The 25,810-nt window shown below is 61.0% G+C and carries 18 protein-coding genes; 7 read left to right on the top strand and 11 right to left on the bottom strand.

The annotated features are described in order from the left end of the window. Positions 1-336 precede the first annotated feature (336 nt). On the top strand, positions 337-1,230 hold the full coding sequence (locus PIB16_RS22725) for a LysR family transcriptional regulator (RefSeq protein ID WP_065655482.1): 894 nt from the start codon (positions 337-339) through the stop codon (positions 1,228-1,230). 56 nt (positions 1,231-1,286) lie between these two features. Here PIB16_RS22725 and PIB16_RS22720 read toward each other — a convergent pair whose 3' ends face one another. The 9 genes from PIB16_RS22720 to PIB16_RS22680 form a co-directional block, all read right to left on the bottom strand. Further along, positions 1,287-2,240, bottom strand: coding sequence for a substrate-binding domain-containing protein (locus PIB16_RS22720; protein WP_174036745.1), 954 nt, complete (start codon positions 2,238-2,240; stop codon positions 1,287-1,289). 72 nt (positions 2,241-2,312) lie between these two features. Then, positions 2,313-3,314 (bottom strand): ABC transporter permease, encoded by a 1,002-nt coding sequence (locus tag PIB16_RS22715; RefSeq protein WP_078052469.1) that lies wholly within the window; start codon positions 3,312-3,314, stop codon positions 2,313-2,315. Between the two features lie 50 nt (positions 3,315-3,364). Then, entirely contained in the window at positions 3,365-4,888 is a 1,524-nt protein-coding gene (locus PIB16_RS22710; protein ID WP_271046366.1) for a sugar ABC transporter ATP-binding protein, read from the bottom strand. Between the two features lie 201 nt (positions 4,889-5,089). Next, positions 5,090-5,713, bottom strand: coding sequence for a TetR family transcriptional regulator (locus PIB16_RS22705; protein WP_080857209.1), 624 nt, complete (start codon positions 5,711-5,713; stop codon positions 5,090-5,092). A gap of 118 nt (positions 5,714-5,831) precedes the next feature. Further along, positions 5,832-8,966 (bottom strand): efflux RND transporter permease subunit, encoded by a 3,135-nt coding sequence (locus tag PIB16_RS22700; RefSeq protein ID WP_125146280.1) that lies wholly within the window; start codon positions 8,964-8,966, stop codon positions 5,832-5,834. 11 nt (positions 8,967-8,977) lie between these two features. Further along, positions 8,978-10,168 carry an efflux RND transporter periplasmic adaptor subunit gene (locus tag PIB16_RS22695; protein WP_080858116.1) on the bottom strand — a complete coding sequence of 397 codons (1,191 nt, stop codon included), beginning with the start codon at positions 10,166-10,168 and terminating at the stop codon, positions 8,978-8,980. A 400-nt stretch (positions 10,169-10,568) separates the two neighbouring features. Continuing rightward, entirely contained in the window at positions 10,569-12,074 is a 1,506-nt protein-coding gene (locus PIB16_RS22690; protein ID WP_065655486.1) for a sensor domain-containing diguanylate cyclase, read from the bottom strand. A 166-nt stretch (positions 12,075-12,240) separates the two neighbouring features. Beyond that, positions 12,241-13,065, bottom strand: coding sequence for a bifunctional allantoicase/(S)-ureidoglycine aminohydrolase (locus PIB16_RS22685; protein ID WP_271046365.1), 825 nt, complete (start codon positions 13,063-13,065; stop codon positions 12,241-12,243). A gap of 92 nt (positions 13,066-13,157) precedes the next feature. After that, entirely contained in the window at positions 13,158-14,204 is a 1,047-nt protein-coding gene (locus tag PIB16_RS22680; RefSeq protein ID WP_271046364.1) for a class I SAM-dependent methyltransferase, read from the bottom strand. Positions 14,205-14,520: 316 nt separating this feature from the next. Here PIB16_RS22680 and PIB16_RS22675 point away from each other — a divergent pair, with 316 nt between their 5' ends. Further along, entirely contained in the window at positions 14,521-16,515 is a 1,995-nt protein-coding gene (locus PIB16_RS22675; RefSeq protein ID WP_142844571.1) for a putative bifunctional diguanylate cyclase/phosphodiesterase, read from the top strand. 43 nt (positions 16,516-16,558) lie between these two features. Here PIB16_RS22675 and PIB16_RS22670 read toward each other — a convergent pair whose 3' ends face one another. Then, positions 16,559-17,635 (bottom strand): Ldh family oxidoreductase, encoded by a 1,077-nt coding sequence (locus tag PIB16_RS22670; RefSeq protein ID WP_065655490.1) that lies wholly within the window; start codon positions 17,633-17,635, stop codon positions 16,559-16,561. Positions 17,636-17,727: 92 nt separating this feature from the next. Then, positions 17,728-20,418 carry a DNA translocase FtsK gene (locus PIB16_RS22665; protein ID WP_442866793.1) on the bottom strand — a complete coding sequence of 897 codons (2,691 nt, stop codon included), beginning with the start codon at positions 20,416-20,418 and terminating at the stop codon, positions 17,728-17,730. Positions 20,419-20,792: 374 nt separating this feature from the next. Here PIB16_RS22665 and PIB16_RS22660 point away from each other — a divergent pair, with 374 nt between their 5' ends. The 5 genes from PIB16_RS22660 to PIB16_RS22640 are packed head-to-tail and all read left to right on the top strand — an operon-like array spanning position 20,793 to position 25,805. Beyond that, the gene (locus tag PIB16_RS22660; protein ID WP_271046362.1) at positions 20,793-22,403 is read left to right on the top strand and encodes an ABC transporter substrate-binding protein; all 1,611 of its coding nucleotides are present in this window, start codon (positions 20,793-20,795) and stop codon (positions 22,401-22,403) included. A gap of 9 nt (positions 22,404-22,412) precedes the next feature. After that, the gene (locus tag PIB16_RS22655) at positions 22,413-23,402 is read left to right on the top strand and encodes an ABC transporter permease (protein ID WP_271046361.1); all 990 of its coding nucleotides are present in this window, start codon (positions 22,413-22,415) and stop codon (positions 23,400-23,402) included. Further along, entirely contained in the window at positions 23,399-24,229 is an 831-nt protein-coding gene (locus PIB16_RS22650; RefSeq protein WP_271046360.1) for an ABC transporter permease, read from the top strand. The genes PIB16_RS22655 and PIB16_RS22650 overlap by 4 nt, the downstream gene beginning before the upstream one ends. After that, positions 24,226-25,029 (top strand): ABC transporter ATP-binding protein, encoded by an 804-nt coding sequence (locus PIB16_RS22645; protein ID WP_271046359.1) that lies wholly within the window; start codon positions 24,226-24,228, stop codon positions 25,027-25,029. The genes PIB16_RS22650 and PIB16_RS22645 overlap by 4 nt, the downstream gene beginning before the upstream one ends. Then, a complete protein-coding gene (locus PIB16_RS22640) occupies positions 25,026-25,805 on the top strand; it encodes an ABC transporter ATP-binding protein (protein WP_271046358.1) in 780 nt (259 codons plus the stop codon). The genes PIB16_RS22645 and PIB16_RS22640 overlap by 4 nt, the downstream gene beginning before the upstream one ends. The last annotated feature ends 5 nt before the right edge of the window (positions 25,806-25,810 follow it).

Genomic DNA, 25,810 nt, shown 5'->3' with positions numbered 1-25,810 from the left:
ATGGTGTGCCTCTTTAGTACCCCGGCTGATGGAAAGCCGGCAGAGAACCAGAAAGGCCCGCACCGTCGTTGCTTCGTATGTCCTCGCATTTTCCGGTTGGCCGGAATAGCGACTGGAGGGGTTAGTTCCAGGTACCTTACCTAAATCCTCACCACATCGAGGAATCGGCGGACACACATGGGCACGTGCGACTTTGGGCAGCACGGGAGATAAGAATATTCGCAGTCATAATCAAGAGGATTTTTTCACCAAAGAGCGGATTTTTTCGGCAGTGAATTAAGGGTTGAACAGTCCGCCTTCGCCGTTCAATTATATGGAACGAACTGGAGGATTTTCATGGACACGCTCACCCGCATCCGCGCCTTTATCGATGTCGTCGAAGCGGAGGGTTTTTCCGCCGCGGCGCGCAAGACGGGGCGTTCCAAGGCGCTTCTGTCCAAATATGTGCGGGAACTGGAGGACGATCTCGGCGCGCTGCTCCTCAACCGCACCACCCGGCAGTTCTCTCTGACGGAAGCCGGGCACACCTATTACCGCACCGCTTCCGACATTTTGAAGGAGATCGATAACCTTGCCGATCTGGTGCGCGAAAAGAATGCCGATCTGAAGGGCAAGCTCAGGATTTCGGTGCCCCGCACCTTCATCGATGCCGATGTCGGCCAGAGTCTGATCGACTTCGCCAAAGAAAATCCGGAACTGTCGCTGGAAATCGTCGCGGAAGACCGATTCGTCGACCTGATCGAAGAGGGTTTCGATCTTGCGGTTCGCATAACCCGGCTGGAGGATTCCGGTCTCATCGCCCGCAAGCTTTCCGATTTCCGGGTCTATGCGGTGGCGACGGCGGATTTCGTGGCGCAGCACGGGCCGCTCGACGGGCCGCAGGATTTTTCCCGCGTTCCCTTCATCATCGACACCAATACGCGGTTTCACAATACGGTGCGATATCTGGAGCCAGATGGCGGTTCGAACTCCGTCACCATCAGCGGACCGATCGAGGTCAACAGCCCGCAGGCGACGCTGCGCGCCGCCCGCGCCGGGCTCGGCATTGCGCTCGTGCCCGATTTCATCGCCAGACCCTATATCCAGTCCGGCGAGCTGGTGACGCTGTTCGACGATTATATTTCCAAGGACAGGGGTATCTATGCGGTCTATCCGCATCGCCGTTACCTGCCCGCCAAGGTTCGCAGCTTCGTGGATTATCTCTCGGCCTGGTTCAGGAAGAACGGGTGAGCCACAAAATGAAACGCCCGCCTTGCGGCGGGCGTCGGCGTTAGCGGAAAATCAGATCAGAACGGCGAATCCGGGAAGTAGAACTGCTCGGCATTGTCCTTGGTGATGAGCGTCGCATCGAGGATATATTCACCCGCAACCGGCACCTGATCGTAGAAATGCCCGGCCGTCAGCTGCATGGCGGTCGCCACCATCGCCGGCGGGTAGAGCACGTCGACCGGCACGAGCTTGTCGCCATCCATGACCTTCTTGATCATGTCCTTGGAACCTGCGCCCGCAACGATATACTGGATATCGGTGCGTTTCGCCTGCTGGATGGCCTCCAGCACGCCGATAGCCATATCGTCATCCTGACACCAGACCACGTCGATCTTCTTGTATTTGGTCAGATAGTCCTGCATCACGCGGAAGGCGTCGTCGCGGTTCCAGTTGCCATATTGACGGTCGAGAACCTTGACGCTGGAACCGGCGATACCCTTGTCGAAACCATCCTGACGCTGCTGATCGATCGGGATCGGCAGACCGCGAATGACCACGACTTCGGCGTCAGGCGTCGTCTTCTTGATGTATTCGCCGGCCACCTGGCCAAGTGCGGGGTTGTTGCCGGCAACATAGAGATCGCGGATCGAATTGTCGTTGACGCTCGGCGCGCGGTCGACCAGCGCGACGAAGGTGCCCTTGTCCTTGATCTCCTTGATGGCGTTGACCAGCGGATCTGGATCGGACGGCAAGACGACCAGCGCATCGAGCCCCTGCACGGCAAGGTCCTGCAGCGCATTGGCCTGATTGGCGGCGTCCGGCGACGTCTTGACGATGACGTTGAGCCCCGGATGTTCCTGCATCAGCAGCTTCGCCACACGCTCGGCATGGTAGACGACGCCCGCCGTCCAGCCATGGTCGGCCGCTGGAATGGATACGCCGATGGTAACCTTCTTATCCTGCGCTTGCGCTGAGCCCGCCAGCACCGTGGCCAGCGCGGCAAAGGCCACGCCGATGAATTTACTACGCATAGTCTCTTTCCTCCCAAGACCGGGGCGTTCCTCCTTCAACCGCGCCTGCCCCACATGGCGCGGCGTGATACGTCACCTGCGGCTGAGCGAACGCTGCACCAGCATGGCGATGATGATGATGGCCCCCTGAATGGCGCCGATCAGATATTCGCTGACGAAGTTCGACAGGATCATGATGTTGCCGACGATCTCCAGAATGAAAGCGCCGCAGATCGTCCCCCAGATGCGCCCTACCCCGCCCCTCAGCGCCGTGCCGCCGACAACGACGGCGGTGATGGCCTGCAACTCCCACAACATGCCTGTCGTGGCCGAAGTGGAAGCGAGGCGCGGCACGTAAAGCAGCACCGCAACGGCAACACACAGCCCCTGCACCACATACGCGATGGTGCGCACCCGCGCGACCGAGATGCCGGAATAACGCGCCACATCCTCGCTCGACCCTACTGCGGTCAGATGCCGCCCGTAACGGGTGCGGTAAAGCACGAAGGCGGCTATCGCGGCGGTGACGAAGATAACGATGACCGGCACCGGCACGCCCAGGACATTGCCGAAATAGACCGGACGATAAAGCGTCTGGATTTCCGGGTTGCGCAGCGTGATCGCCCCGCCCTGCGACAGCCATGTGGTCAAGCCGCGATAAATGCCCATGGTGCCGAGCGTGGCGATGAAGGGCTCGATGCGGCCAATGGTGGTGATGAGGCCGTTCGTCAGCCCGCAGGCAGCCCCGATGGCGAGCGCCAGCGCCATGGCGGTAAGCAGCATTAAAAGCGGACTGGCGATGGCGCCGCTATTCATGAACAGGATCATCAGGCTGGCGACGAAAGCCACCATTGCGCCCACCGAAAGATCGAGCCCGCCCGATGTGATGACGTAAGTTGCGCCGAGCGCGATGATGGCGATGAAGGCGCTGCGGGTGATGACGTTCAGGAGATTGTCGATGCCGATGAAATTGGGATTGGCGATGGTTCCGAGAACCAGCAGCAGGGCCAGCGCCACGAAAGGCGCGACGGCGCGCAGATCCCAGTCCTTCGAGGTCTTCGGCGTTTTGCCGTTGTCAAATGCGGCCTCAGTCATGTTTCCCCTCAGTCTCTTTTGTCAGGCCATGTTTCCCGGCACACGGGCGCTCAGGCAGGTTCCTGCGTATGAACGCCAGTCGCCAGCGCCACGATGTCGTTTTCGGTCATGCGCTCACCTGTCACCTCGCCGACGATCCGGCCCGACCGCATAACCAGAATGCGGTCGCAGATACCGATCAGCTCCGGCATTTCCGAGGAAACGACGATGATCGAGCGCCCCTCATCCGCGAGCCTGGCGATGAAGCGGTAAATCTGTTCCTTGGTGCCGATATCGATGCCGCGCGTCGGTTCGTCGATGATGACGATGGACGGATCGATGAGCATCATCTTGGCCAGAAGCAGTTTCTGCTGGTTGCCGCCGGAAAGCTGGCCCGCCAGCAGATCCTTGCGTCCGGTACGGATGTCGAAATCCCGGACCGCATCATCGAGCGCCGCCGTTTCCCGGCGGGTATCGATCTGAAACAGCCGGCTGAATTTCTTGAGCGAAGCAAGCGTGAGATTGACACGCAAATCCTTGGTAAGCAGCAGGCCCTTGCCCTTGCGGTCCTCGCTCAGATAAACGATGCCGGCTTTCAGGCTGTCTTCCGCCTTTGCGAAATGCACCGGCCTGCCATGATGTCGCACCGTTCCCCGGCCGGCGCGCAGGCCGAGTATTCCTTCCATGAGTTCCGTTCTGCCCGCGCCGACCAGACCGGCGAAACCGAGAATTTCGCCCCCGCGCAGGCTGAAACCGGCATCCTGAGCATAACCTGGAACAGTAAAATGCTCCACCTGCAGAACCGGCTCGTGCTCGCCGCCGGCGGCGCGGTCCGGATAAAGCTTGGCGACATCGCGCCCCACCATCAGCCGCGCCATATCGGCAGGCTCCAGCGCCGATGCCGGATGGGAGGCGACCAGCCTGCCGTCTCGCAGAACCGTCACCCGGTCGGCGATCTCCTTCACCTCCGGCAGACGATGCGAAATATAAAGCACGGCTACGCCTTTCGCCCGGATGTCCCTGATGACATTCAGCAGCGCATCCGTTTCGATGGGCGTCAGGCTCGCGGTCGGCTCATCGAAAATCACCACGCGATGCGGCACCAGCAGAACGCGGGCGATCTGCACGAGCTGCCGCTGGGCAATCGACAGGCTGCCGACAATGGCGTCCGGATCGATCGTACCGCCGAGATCGGCGATTGCCTTGCGGGCGCCGGCGCGCATGGCGCGATCGTCCACCATGGCGCCCCGACCCACTTCGCGACCGAGATAAATGTTCTGCGCCACCGTCAAATCCGGGGCCAGCAATATTTCCTGATGCACGAGAACGATGCCGCGATGTTCGGCATCCACCGGACCGCTCAGCGTAACGGCTTCGCCATCGATGCGGATTTCGCCGCCCGACGGCTTTTCATTGCCGGCCAGCAGCTTCATCAGCGTCGACTTGCCGGCGCCGTTCTCGCCAATGATCGCGTGGACCTCACCGGCGCGCACCGCGATCTCTATATCCTTGAGAACCTGTACCGGCCCGAAAGACTTGGACAGCCCAACCGTCCGGATAAGGGCGTGGTCTGGAGATTCGTCAGCAAAAGCCATGTGCCGTCACCGGTATCCGGTGTGAACGGACGGCATTTGCCCCTTGATTTTATCTGAAACGACCATCTGCGAACTCCTCCCAAAGCTCGAGGAAGAAGCTAGCGTCCGTTTTGAGGTACGTAAAGCAAATTTCGCTGGTGTTTTAGAATACACTCAAATTTGACCACAGGAACCGCAAGCCAGAGGGTCGCGAAAGTCCCGTCATGACGCGGAGGAGCGCTGGAATCCCTTCATCAGACGGTGCACGGCTTCAGCGCCCTCCTTGGCCAGATCGAAACGCTTGCCGAACAGCAGCCAGTCGGAGCACATGCCTTTCAGCAGCCAGTAGAGCGCGTCGAGCGCAGAGTCCGCCGTCCAGTTGTCGTTGAATGCGCCTTCCGCCTGCGCCCGCGCGAAAGCGCCCTCGAGCCGATCCTTGTGATACCGGTCCAGTTCCTCCTGCGCGTGCAGAACCGGGGCGAACTCATCGGAGTAATTGGTGCGCAGGCTGATGGTCATGATGCGCTGGCGTTGCTCATCTTTTGAAAGAAGCGTCAGCCATTTGCAGGCCGCTTCCTCGATCTTGGCCAGCAGAGCCAGGCCCTTGACGTCGGGGTCGCCGAAATCGAGAAGATCCGATTCCGGCAGGGACACCGATTGATAGAGGCCGATAAAAAGATCGCTCTTGCTGGAAAAATGCCAGTAGATCGCCCCGCGCGTAACGCCGGCCGCAGCCGCCACCTCATCCAGAGAGCTGTTGGCCACGCCCTTCTTGAAGAACACCCGCTCGGCAGCGGCAAGGATCGCCTGACGGGTCTCTTCTGCCTCGGCCTTGGTTCGGCGCATGCTGATGTCTCCTTCCAGTCGCGGCACGGCGCTTTCGCACCGTGCCCTGTTTGCGGTGCCGGGCTGTCAGTCAGATGAACGCATTCACGTGACTTTTCGCCCAGCCGTCACACCCGTTTTATTCCGCCGGCGATACCGCGTCAGCAGCAATCTCATTCTCCTTCTTCCGATCCCCGAAAATCTTCATGACGAAGACGAAGAAGACGGGAACGAAGAAGATCGCAAGGATCGTCGCCGAGATCATGCCGCCGAGCACGCCGGTGCCGATGGCGTTCTGACTCGCCGCGCTGGCGCCCGAAGCAATCGCCATCGGCAGCACGCCGAGCGAGAAGGCGAGCGACGTCATCAGGATCGGCCGGAAGCGCAGATGCGCCGCCTCCACCGTCGCATCATAGGTGGATTTTCCTTCCGCCCGCAAATCCTTGGCGAATTCGATGATCAGGATCGCATTCTTGGCGGACAGACCGATGATCGCGACGAGGCCTACGAGGAAATAGACGTCGTTCGGCATGCCGCGCAGCATCACCGCCGCCACCGAGCCGATGACGCCGAGCGGCACCACCAGCATGACGGAGAGCGGAATGGACCAGCTTTCGTAAAGCGCTGCCAGCAGCAGGAAGACGAACAGAACGCTGAGCCCGATCAATGCCGGCGCCTGCGAACCGGACTGGATTTCCTGCAGCGACTGGCCGGTCCATTCGAAACCGAAGCCGCTCGGCAACTCACCCGCTAAGCGCTCCATTTCGGCAATGGCGTCACCCGACGAATAACCAGGTGCGGACTGGCCGCCGATACGGACCGCCGGATAGCCGTTGTAACCGACCACCTGCGAGGGACCGCGCACCCACTCCACCGTTGCGAATGAGCTCACCGGCACCATGCCGCCATTGGCATTGCGGACGTTGAGGTTCAAAAGATCCTCCGTCTTCATGCGCTGGCCCTGTTCCGCCTGCACCGTCACGCGCTGCATGCGGCCGGCATTGGGGAAGTCGTTGACGTATGACGAACCCATATTGGCCGAGATGGTGGCGTTGATGTCGCTGAAGGTGACGCCGAACGTATTGGCCTTCTCACGGTCGATGATGAGATTGACCTGCGCCGCATCCGGCATGCCTTCGATACGAAGACCGGCAAGGATGGGGCTCTGACGGGCGGCAGCCATCAGCTGCGCACCGGCCGCGCTGAGAGCGGCCTGTCCCGCGCCCGAGCGATCCTGCAGGCGGAAGGTGAAGCCGCTGGAATTGCCGAGGCCCTGGATTGGTGGCGGCGACAGCGCAAACGACATGGCGTCCGGAAGACCCCACAGCTTGGCGTTGACGCGCGCCGATATGGCGGCGGCGGAATCGTTCGGTCCGCGTTCGCTCCAGTCCTTCAGGGTGGCGAAGGCGAGACCCGCATTCTGGCCGGAGCCGGAGAAGGAGAACCCCGAAACTGCAATCACACGATCCACCGCCGGCTCTTCCATGAAGATCTTTTCGATCTGCTGGATGGATTGCAGGGTGCGGTCGCTGCTGGCTTCCGCCGGCGCCTGAATGTCGACGATCAGGTAGCCCTGATCTTCGTTCGGAAGGAAAGAGCTCGGCAGTTGCATATACGCCCAGCCAAGACCCACCAGCAAAGCCGCGTAAATGACCATGAAGCGGCCGGAACGCTTGATGATGCTGCCGACGGACGAGGAATATTTGTGCGATGCCTTGTCGAAGCCGCGGTTGAACCAGCCGAAGAAGCCCTTCTTCTCATGGTGCCCGGCCTTGATGGGCTTCAGGAACGACGCGCAGAGCGCCGGCGTGAGCGACAAAGCAAGGAAGCCCGAAAACAGGATCGACACCACCATTGTCAGGCTGAACTGCTGATAGATGATGCCGACGGCGCCCGGGAAGAAGGCCATGGGCACGAACACGGCGGTCAGCACCAGCGTGATGCCGATGATCGCGCCGGAAATCTGGCCCATCGCCTTGCGGGTGGCCTCCTTGGGCGACAGATGCTCTTCCGCCATGATGCGCTCGACATTCTCAACGACGACAATCGCGTCATCCACCAGAATGCCGATGGCGAGAACCATGGCGAACATGGTCAGAACGTTGATCGAGAAACCCGAGACATACATGATGGCGCAGGTGCCGAGCAGCGCCACGGGCACCACCAGTGTCGGGATGATGGTGTAGCGGATATTCTGCAGGAAGACGAACATCACCACGAAGACGAGGATGATCGCCTCGATCAGCGTGTGAATGACCTTTTCGATCGAAATCTTGACGAAGGGGCTGGTGTCATAGGGAATTTCATATTCCAGACCCGGCGGGAAATATCGGGACAGCTCTTCCATGGTGGCGCGAACGCCCTCGGAGGTCTGCAACGCATTGCCGGTGGGCGAAAGCTGCACGCCGATGGCGGCGCTCGGCTTGCCGTTCAGGCGGCTCGAGAAGTTATAGCTTTCGCCGCCCACTTCCACCCGCGCGACATCGCGCAGCCGTACGGACGAGCCGTCCGGATTGGCGCGCAGCACGATGGAGCCGAATTCTTCCGGCGAGGTGAGCTGGCCCTGCACGTTGACGGTTGCGGAAATCTGCTGGCCGATGGGATTTGGCGATGCACCGATGCGGCCGGCAGCAACCTGCGAATTCTGCGCCTGAATGGCGCCGATGACGTCGTTCGAGGTGAGGCTCAGGCCCAGCATCTTGTCCGGGTCCATCCAGATACGCATGGAGCGCTGGGTGGCGAAGAGCTGCGCGCTGCCGACGCCGGGAACGCGGCGCAATTCGCCTAGCACGTTACGGCTGAGATAGTCGCCGAGACCGATGGCGTCCGTGTTGCCGTCGACGGAGGTGAGCGCCACCATCATCAGGAACGACGTGCCCGCCTGCTCCACGCGCAGGCCCTGCTGCGTCACCGCCTGCGGCAGGCGGGGTTCGACGCGCGCAATGCGGTTCTGAACCTCCACCTGGGCTTCACCGATGTTGGAGCCCGGCGCAAAGGTGACGTTGATGGAAATTCGACCCGAGGATTCCGACGTCGATTCGAAATAGATCAGGCCTGGAACGCCGTTCAGCTCTTCTTCGATGGGACGCGTGACGCTCTGGTAAATATCCTCAGGCGACGCGCCCGGATAGGTCGTCGAAACGGAGATCTGCGGCGGGGCGACATTGGGATATTGCGCAATCGGCAGCATGGGAATGGCGAGCAGACCCGCCAGCATGATGAAGATGGCGACGACCCAGGCAAAAATGGGCCGATCGATGAAAAAACGTGCCATGAAATCGGTCCTTATTGCTTCGCAGCCGGAGCCGCGCTCTCGCTGTCAGCGGCGGTTGCGACATCGGCCTCATCGGACCACGGTTCCGGCTTCACTTTCGCGCCCGGAGCGGTCTTCTGGAAACCTTCGGCCACGACGCGGTCGCCGTCCTTCAGACCCTCGGAAATCACCCAGCGATCGCCGATGGAGCGGCCGACGCTGACACGACGCTGCTCCACCGTGTCTTCGGCATTGACGACAAGCACGCTCGCCTGACCGCCGGCATCGCGCTGAACCGCCTGCTGCGGCACGGCGAAGGCCGCTTTCTGGATACCCTGCTGGATCTGCACGCGGACATACATGCCCGGCAGCAGATCGCCGTTCGGGTTGGGGAATTCACCGCGCAGCGTCACCTGACCGGTGGTTTCATCCACCGCCGCTTCGGAAAACAGCAGGCGGCCGGGCAGCGGGTAACGGCTGCCGTCATCGAACAGCAGGTTGACTTCGGCTTCGTTCGGGCCGGTCATCAGCTTGCCATCCTGCAGGGCCTTGCGCAGGCGGATAAGATCGGCTGCCGGCTGGGTGAAGTCGGCATAGATCGGATCGAGCTGCTGGATCGTCGCCAGATTTTCCGAGCCGGTGGCGCTGACGAGGGCGCCTTCGGTAATGCGCGCACGACCGATGCGGCCGCTGATCGGGGCTTTGACTTCGGCATATTGCAGATTGAGCTTCGCCTCCGCGACACCGGCTTCGGCCACGGCCACCTCGGCATCGGCCTGCGCCAGCTGGGCGATGGCGTTGTCGAATTCCTGCTGGGAACCGACGTTGGAACGGCGCAGCTGCTGTTGTCTGTCGGCCGTCTGCCGCGCCTGCAGCTGCGCGGCCTGCGCCCGGCGCAACGTGCCCTCGGCGCTGTCGACGCGCACCTGGAACGGCGCGGGATCGATCCGGTAGAGAACGTCGCCTTCCTTCACCAGCGAGCCCTGCTCGAACACCCGCTCCACGATGATGCCGGAGACACGCGGGCGCACTTCGGCAAGCCGCGTCGGCGCAATGCGCCCCGGCAATTCGTTGGTGATGGGCAGTTCTTCCTGGCTCACCGTCACGACCTTCACCGCACCGGGCGGCGGCGCGCCGGGCGCGGACGCCTGCTCATCGCTACATCCGACAAGAACAATGCCCGTCAACAACACCGCCGCGATCTGCCCCAATCTCTTCGCCATACTGCGCTCCGAATCCATAAAAAAATGTCATATTTACATACATACTAAGACGTATGTAAAATTTCAGCAATGAAATTGTTGCAGTGCAAAAGCCGTCTCACGCGCTTGTGAAGGTGCGTGCGACGGCTTGCGGAAAGCGCTGTAATTCGGGAATGGAGGACTAACTGGCGTTCGAGGCAGGACATATCGCGCCGAGCCGGAGGCGACAGCCGGACGAATGAAGCTTTCCGCTGCTGCCGGCACGTCCAAACCACCGCTACGCGGTTTTGATTCCGGGGATAACATTGTCTCGACGTCATCCTCGGGCCTGTCCCGAGGATCTGGAACCGATTGATTTTATTCGACGTGACTAGATCTTCGGCATGGGGCTGAGGGAATGCCCCGACGCCCTCACTACCCCTCAGGACAGACGCTTCAGCGAGGAGGCTTCCGGCTGCGAGCCGGGTTTCGTCGTGTCATTATTGTCGGCGGATCTGTTGCGCAGCGCCGCATAATAGGCGTTCTTCTGCTCGTACATGTTCATATCGGCGCGGCGTACCAGCGATTCCATCGTCTCTCCGACCTCGCTGGTGGCCACGCCCAGTGACAGGCTGAGCGGCGCGCTGGAATAGAACTGGTTGTTGATCTTCAACAGCTCATAAACGGTCTCGACCATGGCGGCGGCCACCTGCCTGTCGGCGCCGGGAAGAAGGATGGCGAATTCGTCGCCGCCAATGCGCGCCGCATGGTTCGGCGCGGTCACCACGCCATTCAGCACCTCGCCCACACGCCGCAACAATGCGTCGCCGGCATCGTGTCCCAGCCTGTCATTGGCGTCCTTCAGGCCGTTGAGATCGATAACGATGGCCGAAACCGGCCTGAGCGCACTGCGCTCCAGCCGGTTCAGCTCGTCCGAATAGAAGGCACGGTTGTGCAGCTTGGTCAGTACATCGTGCTTGCCGAGATATTCGAGATAGGCTTCCGCCTTCTTGCGCGCGGTAATGTCCGTCAACGCCACCTGGACCAGCGACCAGTCGCGCTCATGGCCAGGGAAGACGGAAAAATGCAGGAGCACATGCCGCTCCGAACCGTCAAGCGCGTAATTCACCACCTCGCGATGGTGGGTGAGATTGCCGTTCCAAAGCTCCATCAGCTGTTCCCGGAACGGCTTTTCCATCTCGCCGCGAAAAATATCGCCGAGCCGCTGCAACAGAACCTGCCGGTCCGGCGCGCAGAACAGGTCGAGCGTCGCGCGGTTGACGTCGATGACGCGGATTTCGCTCATGCATTGCCGCACGAATTCGGGATGCACATCCATGAACACGCGGAAATCGATGATGCCGCGCTCCCTGACCTCCTCGATCAGCCGCCGCACCCGGCTGAAATCCTCCACCCACAGGGAAACGGGCGAATGTTTGAACATGCCTTCGGCGTAACGGCGATTGAGAAGCTCCTTGCGGCGCGCCTCCTCCCGCTCCGTCACATCCTCGGTGGTCAAAAGCAGCCGTCCGAGGGTTTCTTCATGGCCGGGTATGACCGCGCCGCGCAACTGGATATCCAGCCGCTTGCCGCCGATTGAGTAATTGACCGCGTTGCTGGTGAATTCCGTCTTGCCCGCCCAGAGCTCGGAAAGCTCGTTCACATGACTTTCCAGCATGTCGTCACGAAAAATCCGGTGTAGATTGTCGACGAGATGCGCCTGATCGCGGGCCTCGAACAGTTCCAGCGTCCTGGCGTTGACCTTGATCACGCGGATTTTCTGCGAGCAGGCCGCCACCCTCGATAAATCTTCCAGAAGAAACGCCCGGATATCCTCGACGCCCTGCGATCGCCAGATATCGAACTGGCTTTTCACCTCGCTGAAATCCTCGATCCACATCGCCACGGGGGCAAGATTGAAGACATTGGTATCGATTATCTCATTCATACGGGAGGTCTTCTCAAGGATAGCAGGCGAATGCCGAAACGGTGCGCAACGGCGATAGCCGTCCGCATAACCGGATTTATTAGTGATATTCGATCTAACGCAAGCATTTATCGCGCAAACCGCCGGATTGCGCGATAATTCATGGGTTTTGCCGATATGACGCCCGTTACCAGAGCTTCACGTGCCGGTTCACATCCTTGTAGAGCAGGTAACGGAAGCGGCCCGGCCCGCCCGCATAGCAGGCCTGCGGGCAATAGGCGCGCAGCCACATGAAGTCGCCCGCCTGCACTTCCACCCAGTTCTCGTTCAGCCGGTAGACGGCCTTGCCTTCCAGCACATAAAGGCCGTGTTCCATCACATGGGTTTCCATGAAGGGAATGGTCGCGCCCGGCTCGAAGGTGACGATGTTGAGATGCATGTCGTAACGCACGTCTTCCGGATCGATGAAGCGGGTCGTCGCCCATTTGCCGTCCGTATCCGGCATGGCCGACAAAGCGTGCTCATCCTCATGCGTGAAGATAGCCGGCGGCGGCTCCAGCCCGTCGACCGCCTGAAACGCTTTGCGGACCCAGTGGAACTTGACGGGCGCCTTGCCCGAATTGCGAAGCTGCCAGCGGGAACCGGCCGGCAGGAAGGCGAAGGAGCCCTCCCGCAAGGCATGCGGCACGCCCTCGAATTCCACGGTCATTTCGCCGTCGACAACGAAGATCGCCGCTTGCGCCCTTGCGTCCGGCTCCGGCCGCTCGCTGCCGCCGCCCGGCTGCACCTCGACTATATATTGCGCGAAAGTTTCCGAAAAACCGGTCATCGGCCGGGCGATGATCCAGGCCCGGGTGCCGGTCCAGTGCGGCAGCACGCTCGTCACGATATCGGACATGACGGTTTTGGGGATGACCGCATAGGCGGTCTTGAACACCGCCTTGCTCGACAGAAGTTCCGTCTGTCCCGGCAGACCACCCATATCCGAATAATATCTCTTCATTTCAGCCATTCCATTCTGCAACGCATTCGGCGCGGATTCTTAGGCCCGCGCCGAGGTTTAATCAAATGGTTATTGGCAAGCAGAGACTGGCCCGAAGGATGTCACGCCTTCTTACGCATCGTAGCGTAGACGATATTATGGTTCTCCCCGAAGAACACATCCGCTTCGATGCCTGCAGGATGGGCGCTGGCATTGACGATTCGCCACATATCCGCCTTGGAGCGCAACAGCAGCGCCCAGTTCATGAAGGTTTCCATGTAACCGTCGACGACGATGTCCTCCGAGAAATTGGCGAAGAGGAACATGCCGCCGGGCTTCAGCATTTCCATGCAGCGCCGCGTGAGTTTGATCGCCACGCGGTCGTTCAGATAGTCGTAGAGACCGGCCGCATAGATCAGATCGAAAGTGCCGAGTTCCTGCGTGCGCAGGACGATATCGCGCACGGAACCGTCGATCGCCTCGATGCAGCTGCCGTTGAAATCGCGGGCGACGGAACCGACGCTCAAGGGGTCCTGATCGAGCGCTACCCAGCGCTTGATCTTGCCCTCTTTCAGCGCCACGGAGGCATCCGCCTCACGCAGATGGCCGGAAGCGATGGTGAGGATTTCCGTCTCACTACCGTGCCGGGCCGCAGCCTCATCGACGAATCGCGTCAGCAAATCGCGACGCTCGCGCACGGCGACCGAGGAACTGGCATCCTTCGTGTAGTCGTAAAGGGCCGCACCGAGCGGCGTGGCGTTATTTACCAGTTCGGCAACACTGTCGTGGCCATAAATGAAATCGAGCAGCTGCGCATCGCCCGAATAACCCCGCGGCTTTTCGAAAGACCAGCGGGTGAACGGGTCCTCCAGAAAATGGACCGAAACAGGGTGATTCTGCACCAGCGGAATCAGTTCAGCCCACACGCTGGAGTGGAGCTTCTCACGCAGACCATGCAGTGCGCCCGCCGTTCTATGTATTATCTCACGTGCTGAAATACGATTGTCGAACTGCTGCTGTGCCAATTCGAGAATGAGCGCAATCTCTGCTTTCGCAACGGCGAACTGCTCATCGAATGTTTCCGTTCTGCGTTCAAAAATCTCTTTTGCGACAGTATCCGGGGTAATCAGACTTGCCCCGTCAAGATTTTTCTTCTTTACCCGCACCACTTCAGCCTCCAGTATTAACACATTGTTAACTATACGTTTCTGGGAGGCGGAAGGCCACTCGCTTTCGATTTTTGAGCGGTGTAGGGATACACTAGTAAATTAGCGTATTTTTTTGGTCACACTCGTGAGGACGGGAGAAAGCAGATACGCGATTTAGTGAAACTTAATGTTGCGAACGTATGATGCGTTCTTCCTTTCCATGTTCTCCGCACACATCGGCAGAGATCGACGGGAACCCGCACTGGGTGCGACAGCACACGGAAAAGTGGAATAAGCAGTTACTTAATAAAGTATACGCAACACTATGGGAAAGTGCATGAAGCACACATTGGGAGAGGTGAGTGGACAGCAAGACTATCGGCGGCCGGACTCCCGGTTTTCTGATGAACTCCTTGCCCTTTACCAGCAGGAAGGTGAGCGCAGCCGCCGCGGTTCTATCCGGCGGGGCCTGTGGACCGCTGTTTTCATCTATCTGCTGTTTGCCGCAACCGACATCATTCTGATACCCGACGTCGCTTTTTACACCATTATCGCACGTCTGATTGTTGTCCTGTCATCCCTGCTGACACTGGAGATTCAGCTAAGCAAGGGTGCCAGCACCACGGCGCTCGATCTCACCTGCGCCACCGCTCTCGTCATGGGCTATATCGGCTGGCTACTGCCGTCGCTGTTGACCGACAATACCGAAAACATGTCTTACTACATGGTTTTCGGGGCGATCTTCATGATGGGCGCCAATCTGTTTTTCACCTTCCGCTTCCATCTGTCGCTGGTGTCTTCAGGCATTATTCTCGTCACCTATTTTCTGGCGGCAACGCAGTTTCCCGAAGACAGCTTCTACAAGTTCGCCTTTGGCACCTTCTACATATCGTGTTTCGTCTTCACTTCTTACGTAAACTGGAATCTGAACCGGGAGCGCTACCACGTCTTCGTCAACGGGCTGGAGGCGAAGGCCCAGCAGAAGGCGGCTGACGAACGTGGCCAGGCGCTGCTGCGGCTTTCCAATACCGACTCCCTGACCGGCCTGCAGAACCGTCGCGCCATCGACCACCATCTGCGCCTGCTGTGGGACAACTGGATCAGGAAGGAAGAAGGCTTTGCCGTTTTCCTGATCGATGTCGACTTCTTCAAGAAATACAACGACCGTTACGGCCACCAGGAAGGCGACAAATGCCTGGTGACGGTAGGCAAAGCCCTGCAGAATGCGATCACCGAACATGGCGCTTCCATCGGCCGCTATGGCGGCGAGGAATTCATCGTGCTGGCGCCGTTCAAATCCAAGCAGCAGGTGGGTGAGCTTGCCGAGACGATCCGCCACACCGTTGAAGACCTGTCGCTTGCGCATGACCAGCGCCGGGATGGCACCTTCATCGTCACCGTCAGCATCGGTGCGTCCTTCACCCGTCCCAACGCGGACGGCAAGCTGGAAAAGATCATCAACGAGGCCGACCGCGCGCTTTATATCGCCAAGGGCAATGGCCGCAACTGCATGAAGCTGTTCGACCCGGACGATCCGCAGACCAGCGACGAGACGGAAAACATTGCCGCCCTGCTGAAAATCGCTGTCGCGGAAGATCTCGTTTCCCTCGTCTATCAGCCTATTCTCAACGTTTCGACCAACGAGACCGCGGGGGTCGAGGCGCTGATGCGGCTTCGCCTGCTGGATGGCAATCCAGTCGCACCCGGTATTTTCATTCCGATTGCCGAACGCACCGGCACGATCATGGAACTGGGCCTGTGGACCATCAAGACCGTCTGCAAGCAGATACTGGCCGATGACAAGGTGGCGGTCGTCAGTGTCAACGTGTCGCCGATGCAATTGAAAAATCCGGGTTTCGCCACCTCGGTGGCCGCCATTCTCGTGGAGGCGGGAATTGCCGGCAACAGGCTTGCCTTCGAAATCACCGAAGGCGTCGACATGGAAATGCATTCGGACGTGCTGCGTTGTCTGAACGACCTGAAAACGCTCGGCATCAATATCTGGCTGGATGATTTCGGAACGGGTTTTGCCGGCCTTTCCTGGCTGCGCATGACGGATTTCGATACCGTCAAGATCGACCGCTCCTTCCTGCACGACAGCAAGACCCCGCGTGGCCGGGCGATGCTGCAGGACATGATCCGCCTCATCCGCAATCGCGGCCACAAGATCCTGATCGAAGGCGTCGAAACCGAGGAACAGCTGAGGCTCGTGCGTCAGATGGAAATCGACTACGCGCAGGGCTATTATATCGGTCGCCCCATCGGGGCCGAAAGGCTGGGCGCGGCGGCAGCGTCCTATCCGCGCCCGAATATGCTACTGCGACCCGCCTGAACACGGGATGACGGCGGAACGACGCCGTCAGCCGCAGGCCGCTTTAATGATAAGCAGGCGGGTTGAGCGAGAATTTTACGGCAAGCTCCGAGAAGGCCGCCCGCGTGACGGGATCGACAGGAGCCCCTTCCCTCTCCCGCCTTGCCGCCACCGCCCACTCCCGGTCACCCGGCGCCATCACCTTGCAATCTTCCCGCACGGGAGATCCGCGCAGGACCTCGAGATAACGTTTCATGCCCTCGTCGAACACCTCGCGTTCCAGGAAGGCTTCCGGCTTCAGCGCCAGAACGAAGGCCCCAAGCCCACGCGGCGTGGAAAAATCCGGCCCGCCCATGGGAGCGATATCGAAGCTGAGTTTCATGCCCGTGAGAACAGCGCTGAAAATCTCGACCATCCCCGCAAGTGCGGCCCCCTTGAAACCGAACTCGCCGCCGACCGGGGCAAGCATTTCAACGGCATGGGGATCGCGGGTATCGACGCCGTCGCCGTCAGAGGCGACACCTTGCGGCAATTGCTGGCCGAGGCTCCGGTAAAGCAGGACACGGTTATAGGGCACCGCGCTGGTGGCCATATCCAGCAGCCAGGGCATGTCATCCGCTGCCGGCACACCGATGGCGATGGGATTGGTGCCGTGGAAACGCATGGCGCCATCGTGCAGGCGCACGAAACTGTCGGAATTGCAGAAGGTGAGGCCAATATAGCCCTGCCGCGCCGCTTCCAGCGCATATGCGCCGGCCGGGCCGAAATGCGATGAGTTGCGGATCGCCACCGCGCCAATGCCGAATTTTTCCGCGAGCACCATGGCGCTGTCCATCGCCGCATAGGTGGCGCGGGCGCCATGGGCGTGGTCGGCGTCGATCGTCTCCACCGCGCCGAAGCCCGAAACGCGGCGGATCTGCGGCCGCCGATTGAGACGCCCGCCTTCGAGCGCGGTAATATAATGGGCGAGGAGGCGCACACCGTGGCTGTCCACACCGAGCCTTGTGCCGTGCATCATGGCGCGGGTCGCCGCATCGGCCGTTTCGTCATCGGTGCCGGCGGCCAGAAAAACGGTGCGGCAAAACCGCTCCAGCTCACCCAGGCTCGCCAGAACGGTGGCTTTTTCATTGCTGTGCGCCATGAGGGAATCCTCCCAATTCCAGAATCCATGCCGCACAAGCTATTCACGGGGCGCGTTTTTGCAATCGAATATCGCGCGCCCCGAGGGCTCAATCAGTCTTCCGCTCCCATGGCATCGTAAGAAGAGCGTTCGCCGGCGATAATCGCGCGTTTGCCGACATGGTTGGCAGGCCCGACGATGCCTTCCTGTTCCATACGCTCGACCAGCGAAGCGGCACGGTTGTAACCGACGGACAGGCGGCGCTGGATATAGGATGTGGAGCACTTCTTGTCGCGCATCACCACCTTGACGGCCTTTTCATAAAGATCGTCGCTATCGTCCTCACCCATGGCGGTCTTGTCGAAAACAGCGGCTTCCTCTTCCGCCTCTTCGTCGGTTTCGTCAGCGTCTTCGGTAACGGTGCCGAGATATTCCGGACGTCCCTGCGTCTTCAGATGCGCGACCACCTTTTCCACTTCCTCATCCGAAACGAAGGGACCGTGGACACGGGCGATGCGGCCGCCACCCATCATGTGCAGCATATCGCCCTGGCCGAGCAGATGCTCCGCGCCCTGTTCGCCAAGGATGGTGCGGCTGTCGATCTTCGAGGTCACCTGGAAGGAGATACGGGTCGGAAAATTCGCCTTGATCGTACCGGTGATGACATCGACCGACGGGCGCTGGGTTGCCATGATGAGATGGATGCCGGCCGCACGCGCCATCTGCGCCAGACGCTGGATCGCGCCTTCGATTTCCTTGCCGGCCACCATCATCAGGTCTGCCATTTCGTCGACGATGACGACGATATAAGGCATGGCCGTGAGGTCCATTTCCTCCTGCTCGTAGACCGCCTCGCCGGTGGCGCGGTCAAAACCACTCTGCACGTTGCAGAACACCGTCTCGCCCTTGGCGCGGGCAGCAGCGGCCCTTGCATTGTAGCCGTCGATATTGCGTACGCCGAGACGCGACATCTTGCGATAGCGGTCTTCCATTTCGCGCACGGCCCATTTCAACGCCATGACCGCCTTTTTCGGATCGGTAACCACAGGCGTCAACAGATGCGGAATACCGTCATAAACGGAAAGCTCGAGCATCTTGGGATCGACCATGATGAGACGGCACTCTTCCGGCTTCAGACGATAGAGCAGCGACAGGATCATAGTGTTGATGGCGACTGACTTGCCGGAACCGGTGGTGCCGGCGACCAGCAGATGCGGCATCTTCGCCAGTTCGGCGATGACGGGTTCGCCGCCGATGGTCTTGCCGAGGCAAAGTGCGAGCTTCTGGCGGGTCTCGGCATAGTCGGTTGCTTCGATCAGTTCGCGCAGATAAACCGTCTCGCGCACCGGGTTCGGCAGTTCGATGCCGATGACATTGCGGCCGGGCACAACGGCGACACGGGCCGAGAGCGCTGACATGGAGCGGGCGATATCGTCCGAGAGACCGATGACGCGCGAGGACTTGACGCCGGGGGCGGGTTCGAACTCATACAGCGTGACAACCGGGCCGGGGCGGACATCAATGATCTCGCCCTTAATGCCGAAATCCTCCAGCACGCTTTCGAGAAGCCCGGCGCTCTGCTCCAGCGCTTCCGGCGTCATGGTCGTGGTCTGCTGAACGCGGGCCTCCTGCAGAAGATCGATGGAGGGGTATTCATATTCCCCCTCGGCGAAGACAGGCGCTTCGCGGAACATCGGCTGCGAGGCCTGGATGGGCGCGCGCGGCGTGAAACGCGGCTCGGCCGCAATTCTCTCAACCGGCTGAACCTGCTCCACAGGTCTCGGCGTCTCGACAACCATCGGCGCTTCCGCGACGGGCAGCGGTGCGACTTCCTGTTCCACGACCGGAAGGGCGGCAGGAACAACGGACTGACGCACGCCAATCTCGCGGTAAAGCCGGATTGCGGAACCGCCCGGCACGGTGACGACCGGAGGTTCGGACGAAAGCACGATCGCAGCCGCTGCCGGCGACACGACGGCCGCCGGCGCGACTATCGTTGGCGCCGTGACGACCGAATTTGCAAGAACGGCGCGCGTGGACGCAGAAACGCCCTCGCCGGCACTGCCCGGCAGATCGAGCGTCATCACTTCCCAGAAAAGCTCATCCGGCAGATGGGCGGCGAAAGCAGGAATGGCGGCCTGAGCGGCCTCGACAGCAGGCGCGACGGATTGCGGCTGAACCGACGGGGATACCTGCGGCACAGGCGCTTCCACGGCTACGGAGATACCCTCCTGAACCGGCATCTGCGCAGCGGCAGCCGCCTCTTCCGCCTGCTTGCGGGCAAGCTCCAGCCGCAATTTGTAAGTCAGCGCCCTGGCGCCCCGGGCCTCCGGCGGCTGCGGCAGAAACGGCATGCGCGGCGGCGGCACGCGCTGTTCAGCCTGCTTCACGACGGGTTGAGGGACAGAAACCTCCTGCTGCACAGCGCGTTGCTGCGCCACCGCTTCCTGCTCCACCATTTCAGGCGGGGCGGCATCCAGGATTTCCTCTTCCGGAATATTGGGTGTCTCGACCGGCATGCGCCGGGCAAAGGCGCTTTCCGGCGTGCGGGTGAAACGCACATTCGGGCCGAGCACGAAAGCATTCTGCCAGCCGGGCATCTCGGCGCGGCCTTCAATGGCATCGGCTGCGCTGACATCGGCATTCGGCCGGGGTGCCGCGCCCGCCTTCATTCCCGCCGTTTGCTGACCGGCAACCGACTGGCCGCCGGCATGACGAGCCTTCTCGCTCCCCTCCCCTACGCTATTGGACGAATTCTGGAATCTGGATCGGGAGAAACTCATGGCAGCGTGCACACTCATCATAAACGTACATATTTCGGTCTCCCTGAAATAGAAAATAAAGGTTAATTACCCCTTTCCAAACGGGGTCACCGCGGCAGATTTTCGCTCCGCCCACAGGGGCAACGGGACACACACGGCCGAAACGCCGGCATCCCAACCACCTAATTTCATTGCGTTAAATCAATTTTCCGGAACATCGCCGCCGGCAGGACCGCAGCACGAGAAAAGCGCATTGCCGCCAGAAAGCATATTGTTTCCGCAATGGCCCACGCAACGTAAAATCATTGCTGTAAAGCCCGCGAATTAACGTGGACACTGCCGAGGTTGCAGTCTTAAGATCGGCCGCCGCGGACCAAGTGGAAAGGCCCGCCCAGCCCTCGTTTCCGGAGTGAATCATGTCGCCTGTCCACCTGTCCCGCCGCTCGCTTCTGAAGACGTCACTCCTTCTTGCCGCAACCACGGGTTTGGCGGGCATCGCCGCCGCGCAGGAGGCGGCACCCGGCGGAAGGCTGATCGTCGCGGCCGATTCGGAGCCGAAGAACCTCAACCCGGCGATCGTCGCCTCAAACGGCGTGTTTTATATTGCCAGCAAGATCGTCGAGCCGCTGGCCGAGGCCTCCTTCGATGGCAAGGACGGGCTCACGCCGCGGCTTGCGACCGAATGGCAGGGATCGGATGACGGTCTCAGCGCCACTTTCAAGCTGCGCGAAGGCGTGTCCTGGCATGACGGCAAGCCGTTCACCGCGGCGGATGTCGCCTTTTCGGCGCTCTCCATCTGGAAGCCGCTGCAGAATCTCGGACGGCTGGTCTTCGCCAATCTCGAGAAGGTGGATACCCCGGATGAACACACGGCGATCTTCCGCTTCTCCAAGCCGACACCCTTCCAGCTCATCCGCAATGCGCTGCCGGTGGTTACCAGCGTCGTGCCGAAACATCTTTATGAAGGCACCGATATCGCCACCAACCCGGCCAATACCAAGCCGGTCGGCACCGGGCCTTTCGTCTTTGCAGAATACAAGCCCGGCGAATATTACCGCCTGACCCGCAATCCCAATTACTGGGGCAAGGACGAACCGCAGCTCGAAGAGATCATCTACCGCGTCCTGCCGGACCGGGCGGGTGCGGCCTCCGCGCTCGAAGCAGAGGAAATTCAGCTCGCCGCCTTTTCGGCCGTGCCTCTGGCCGATCTCGACCGCATCTCGAAGGTGCCTGGCATCAAGGTCATTGCCGATGGTTACGAGGCGCTGACCTATCAGCTGGTGGTCGAAATCAACCATCGCCGCAAGGAACTGGCCGATCTCAAGGTCAGAAAGGCCATCGCCCACGCCATCGACAAAAAATTCGTCATCGACAAGGTCTTCCTCGGTTACGCCACGGCATCCACAGGCCCGGTGCCGAAGAACGCCCCTGAATTCTACACCGACGATGTCGAGACCTATGATTTCGATGTGGCCAAGGCCAATGCCCTGCTGGACGAGGCGGGTTATGCGCGCGGCCCGAACGGAACACGTTTCTCGCTGAAACTTCTGCCGGCGCCCTATTTCAACGAAACCAGGCAGTTCGGCTCCTATCTTCGTCAGGCGTTGCAGGAAATCGGCATCGATGCCGAGTTGGTCAACAATGATTCAGCTGCTCACCAGAAGGCGGTCTACACCGATCATGCCTTCGACCTCGCCATCGCGCCGCCGGTCTTCCGCGGCGACCCGGCAATTTCCACCACCATTCTCGTGCGTTCCGGCATTCCGGCGGGCGTCGGCTTCTCCAATCAGGGCGGTTACGAGAACAAGACGCTGGACGAATTGATCGACAAGGCGTCGATAACGGTCGACACCGCCGCGCGCACGGCGCTTTACAAGGATTTCCAGAAGCAGGTCGCCGCCGATCTGCCGCTGATCAACGTTGCCGAATGGGGCTTCATCACGGTGGCGCGCGATACCGTCAAACATGTCGCCAGCAATCCCCGCTGGGCCGTTTCCAACTGGGCGGATACCGCGGTCGATACGTAAGGACGCATCGTGAAGCGTGCAGTAACATTGCTGAAGCGAAGGGCAGTCAGCGCCATTCCGGTGCTGCTGATCGTTGTCATCTTCACTTTCGTCCTGCTTGAAAATGCATCCGGAGACGCGGTGGACGCCTATCTCGTCTCCATTGGCGGCGGCGATGCCGGGCTCAGGGATGTGTTGCGCGAACAATACGGCCTGAACGGTTCGGTATTTGCCCGTTTCTGGCTCTATGCCAGCTCGGTGCTGCGGCTCGATCTCGGCTGGTCCCTTGCCTTCGACCGGGCGGTGCTGGGGCTGATCCTCGAGCGGCTGCCGAACACGCTTCTCCTGATGGGCAGCGCCACCGCATTCGCCTTCATCCTCGGCACCGGGCTTGGCATCGTGGCCGGCGCGCGTCCCGGGGGGCTGACGGATCGCGTGCTTTCAACGCTTTCGCTGACGCTTTACGCCACGCCCGGCTTCTGGCTCGGCCTCGTGCTGGCCATCGTCTTTGCCGTTCAACTCAAATGGCTGCCCACCTCAGGCATCGAAACCATCGCTTCGGGCAAGCAGGGATTTGCAAGGGCGCTCGATATTGCCCGCCATCTCGTGCTGCCGGTCGCCAGTCTCGGCCTCATTTATCTCGCGCTTTTCCTGCGCGTCATGCGCACTGCCATGGCGGCGGTCTGGCCGCTGGATTTCGTGCTTTTTGCGCAATCCAAGGGGCTTTCCAAACGGCGGATCGTGCTGCGCCATGTCGCGCGCAACGCCGCTCTTCCGCTAGTCACCGTGCTCGGCCTGCAGGCTGCAACCATGCTGGGCGGCAGCGTGGTGATCGAAAGCGTCTTCGCGATTCCCGGTTTCGGCCGGCTGGCGCAGGAGGCGGTCAGCAGCCGCGATACGCCGCTTTTGATGGGCATTATCCTGACAAGCGCCGTCTTCGTCATTCTCGTCAATCTCGCCGTCGATATTGTCTATGCCGTTCTCGATCCGCGCATCGGCAGCGGGGAGAGACAGGCATGAGTTTCGCTCTCCGGCTGCTGCGCAGTTTCGAAGGCGCCACCGGCACCATCATACTGGTGCTGCTTGCCGTGGCGGCGCTTGCCGCCCCCCTCCTCTTTCCGGGGGACCCGCTGGCCATTGTCGGCGAACCGCTGATCGCGCCGTTCACGGATGCCACCCTGCCGCTGGGCACCGACCGGCTGGGCCGCAATGTGCTGGCCGAACTTGCCCATGGCGCACAGGCCTCCCTGCTCGTCGGCATGGGCGCCGCCGCCGCCGCGCTGGTGATCGGCACCGTCATCGGCACCATCGCCGGTTTTGCGGGCGGCCTCGTGGACGAAACATTGATGCGCGTCACCGACGCCTTCCAGATCGTGCCGAATTTCCTGCTCGCGCTCGCCTTCGTCAGCACCATCGGCCCTTCCATGCCCATCGTCATTCTCGCCATTGCGCTCGGCGCATGGGCGGATCCCGCGCGGCTGATGCGCGCGCAGGTGTTGAGCATCCGCGAGCGCGACTACGTGCAATCCGCCCGCGCCATCGGCATGCATCCGCTGGAAATCGCCTTCCGGCAAATCCTGCCCAACGCTCTGCCGCCGGTTCTGGCGCTGGCCGCCATCATTGTAGCGGCAGCCATCCTCACCGAAGCGGCACTGTCCTTTCTCGGGCTTGGCGATCCCAATATCGTCACTTGGGGTTCTATGATCGCCGAAGGACGCAACGTCCTGCGCTCGGCCGCGTTTTTGTCCGTCATCCCCGGCATCGGCCTTTTGATCACCGTTCTCGGCGTCTACCTTCTCGGCGAAGGCATCAACAGGGCGATGGCGACGAGGAGGCAAGCGCCATGAGCGGAAATGCGCTGTGCCGGATCGACGATCTCAGCGTTTTTTATGCGGCGGGCGATGCGCCGGCCTTGCAGAGTGTTTCGCTGACGATCCGGCAGGGGCAGAGGCTGGCGATCATCGGCGAAAGCGGTTCGGGAAAATCCACGCTCGGCAGAGCCATTGCCGGTCTTCTTCCCGGCAATGCACGGGTTTCCGGCGATATTTCCTGGAGCCGCGATAGCGGCCTGTTTCACGGCAGGCCACAGCCGGGGCGCGATATCGGCACGATCTTTCAGGATACCGGCGCGACGCTGAACCCGGTTCTCACCATCGGCGAACAGGTGGCGGAAGGCGCCGTGCGGCATCTCGGCCTGTCATGGAGGCAAGCGCGCGATCTTGCCCGCGACCTTCTGGACCGGGTGCGGCTGCCGCATCCCTCCCATCTGCTCACCGCCTATCCGCACCAGCTTTCCGGCGGCCAAAGGCAGCGCGTGGCGATTGCCGCTGCCATTGCCGCCAGTCCTTCGATCCTGATTGCCGACGAGGCCACGAGCGCTCTCGATACGGTCAGTCAGGCCGCCATCGCCACGCTGCTGGACGATCTGGTGCGGCAGGAGAACAAGACGCTGGTCTTCATCACCCATGATATCGGCCTTGCCTCCAGCCTTGCCGACGAGATCGCGGTTCTGCGCGCGGGGCTGCTGGTGGAACACGGCCCGACACGGCGGGTGCTTTCCGCACCCAGTCATGACTATACGCGTGCGCTGCTTGCCGATTATCTCGATCTCTCTACCCCGCCGCTCATCAGCGAGGCCGCGTCATGAACGAAGCCCTTCTGAGCGTCGACGGACTGTCGAAAGCCTATCGCACCGGCGCAAGAACGGTGGCGGCGCTTTCCGACATCTCCTTATCGCTTCAGCCCGGCGAGACGCTGGGGCTTGCCGGTCCCTCCGGCTGCGGGAAATCGACGCTGGCGCGCATTCTGATGCGGCTGGTCCCGGCCGACGAAGGCACGATCCATTTCAAAGGCCGTGACTGGCTGGCGCTTGACGGCGGCACGCTTCGCGCCGCCCGCCAGCACATGCAGATGGTGTTTCAGGACACGCATGGCGCCTTCAATCCGCGCGCCAGCGTCGAGGATGCCATCGGCGAGCCCTTGCGCATTCATCGCATGGTCAAAAGACGCGAGCGTGCGGCGGAAATACACCGCCTTCTCGAGCGCGTCGGCCTGCCCGCCGCCTATGCCGGCCGCTCGGTCTTCGAGCTTTCCGGCGGCCAAAGGCAGCGTGTCGCGATTGCACGGGCGATTGCGCTCAAACCGTCGCTTCTCATTCTGGACGAAGCCGTCTCCGCGCTCGATGTTTCGGTTCGCCGGCAAATCCTCGAACTGCTGGTGGAAATACAGCGCGAGACGGCCGTTTCCTGTATCTTCGTTTCCCATGATCTCGCGGTCATCCGGGCCGTCTGCCACCGCGTCGCCATCATGGAAGCGGGGCGGATCGTTGAAATCGGCAGGACGCGAAATATCGTCTCGGCACCGCAATCCTCGACCGCCAGAACCCTGATCGACGCCGCACCGCGCCTGACCATTGCCACGTAAGGAAA

It is taken from the genome of Agrobacterium sp. ST15.13.015 (genome assembly GCF_027871645.1).
GTDB classification, from domain to species: domain Bacteria; phylum Pseudomonadota; class Alphaproteobacteria; order Rhizobiales; family Rhizobiaceae; genus Agrobacterium; species Agrobacterium leguminum.
The sequence above is the reverse complement of the archived record's forward strand: the minus strand, read 5'-3'. Positions and strand labels throughout refer to the sequence as shown.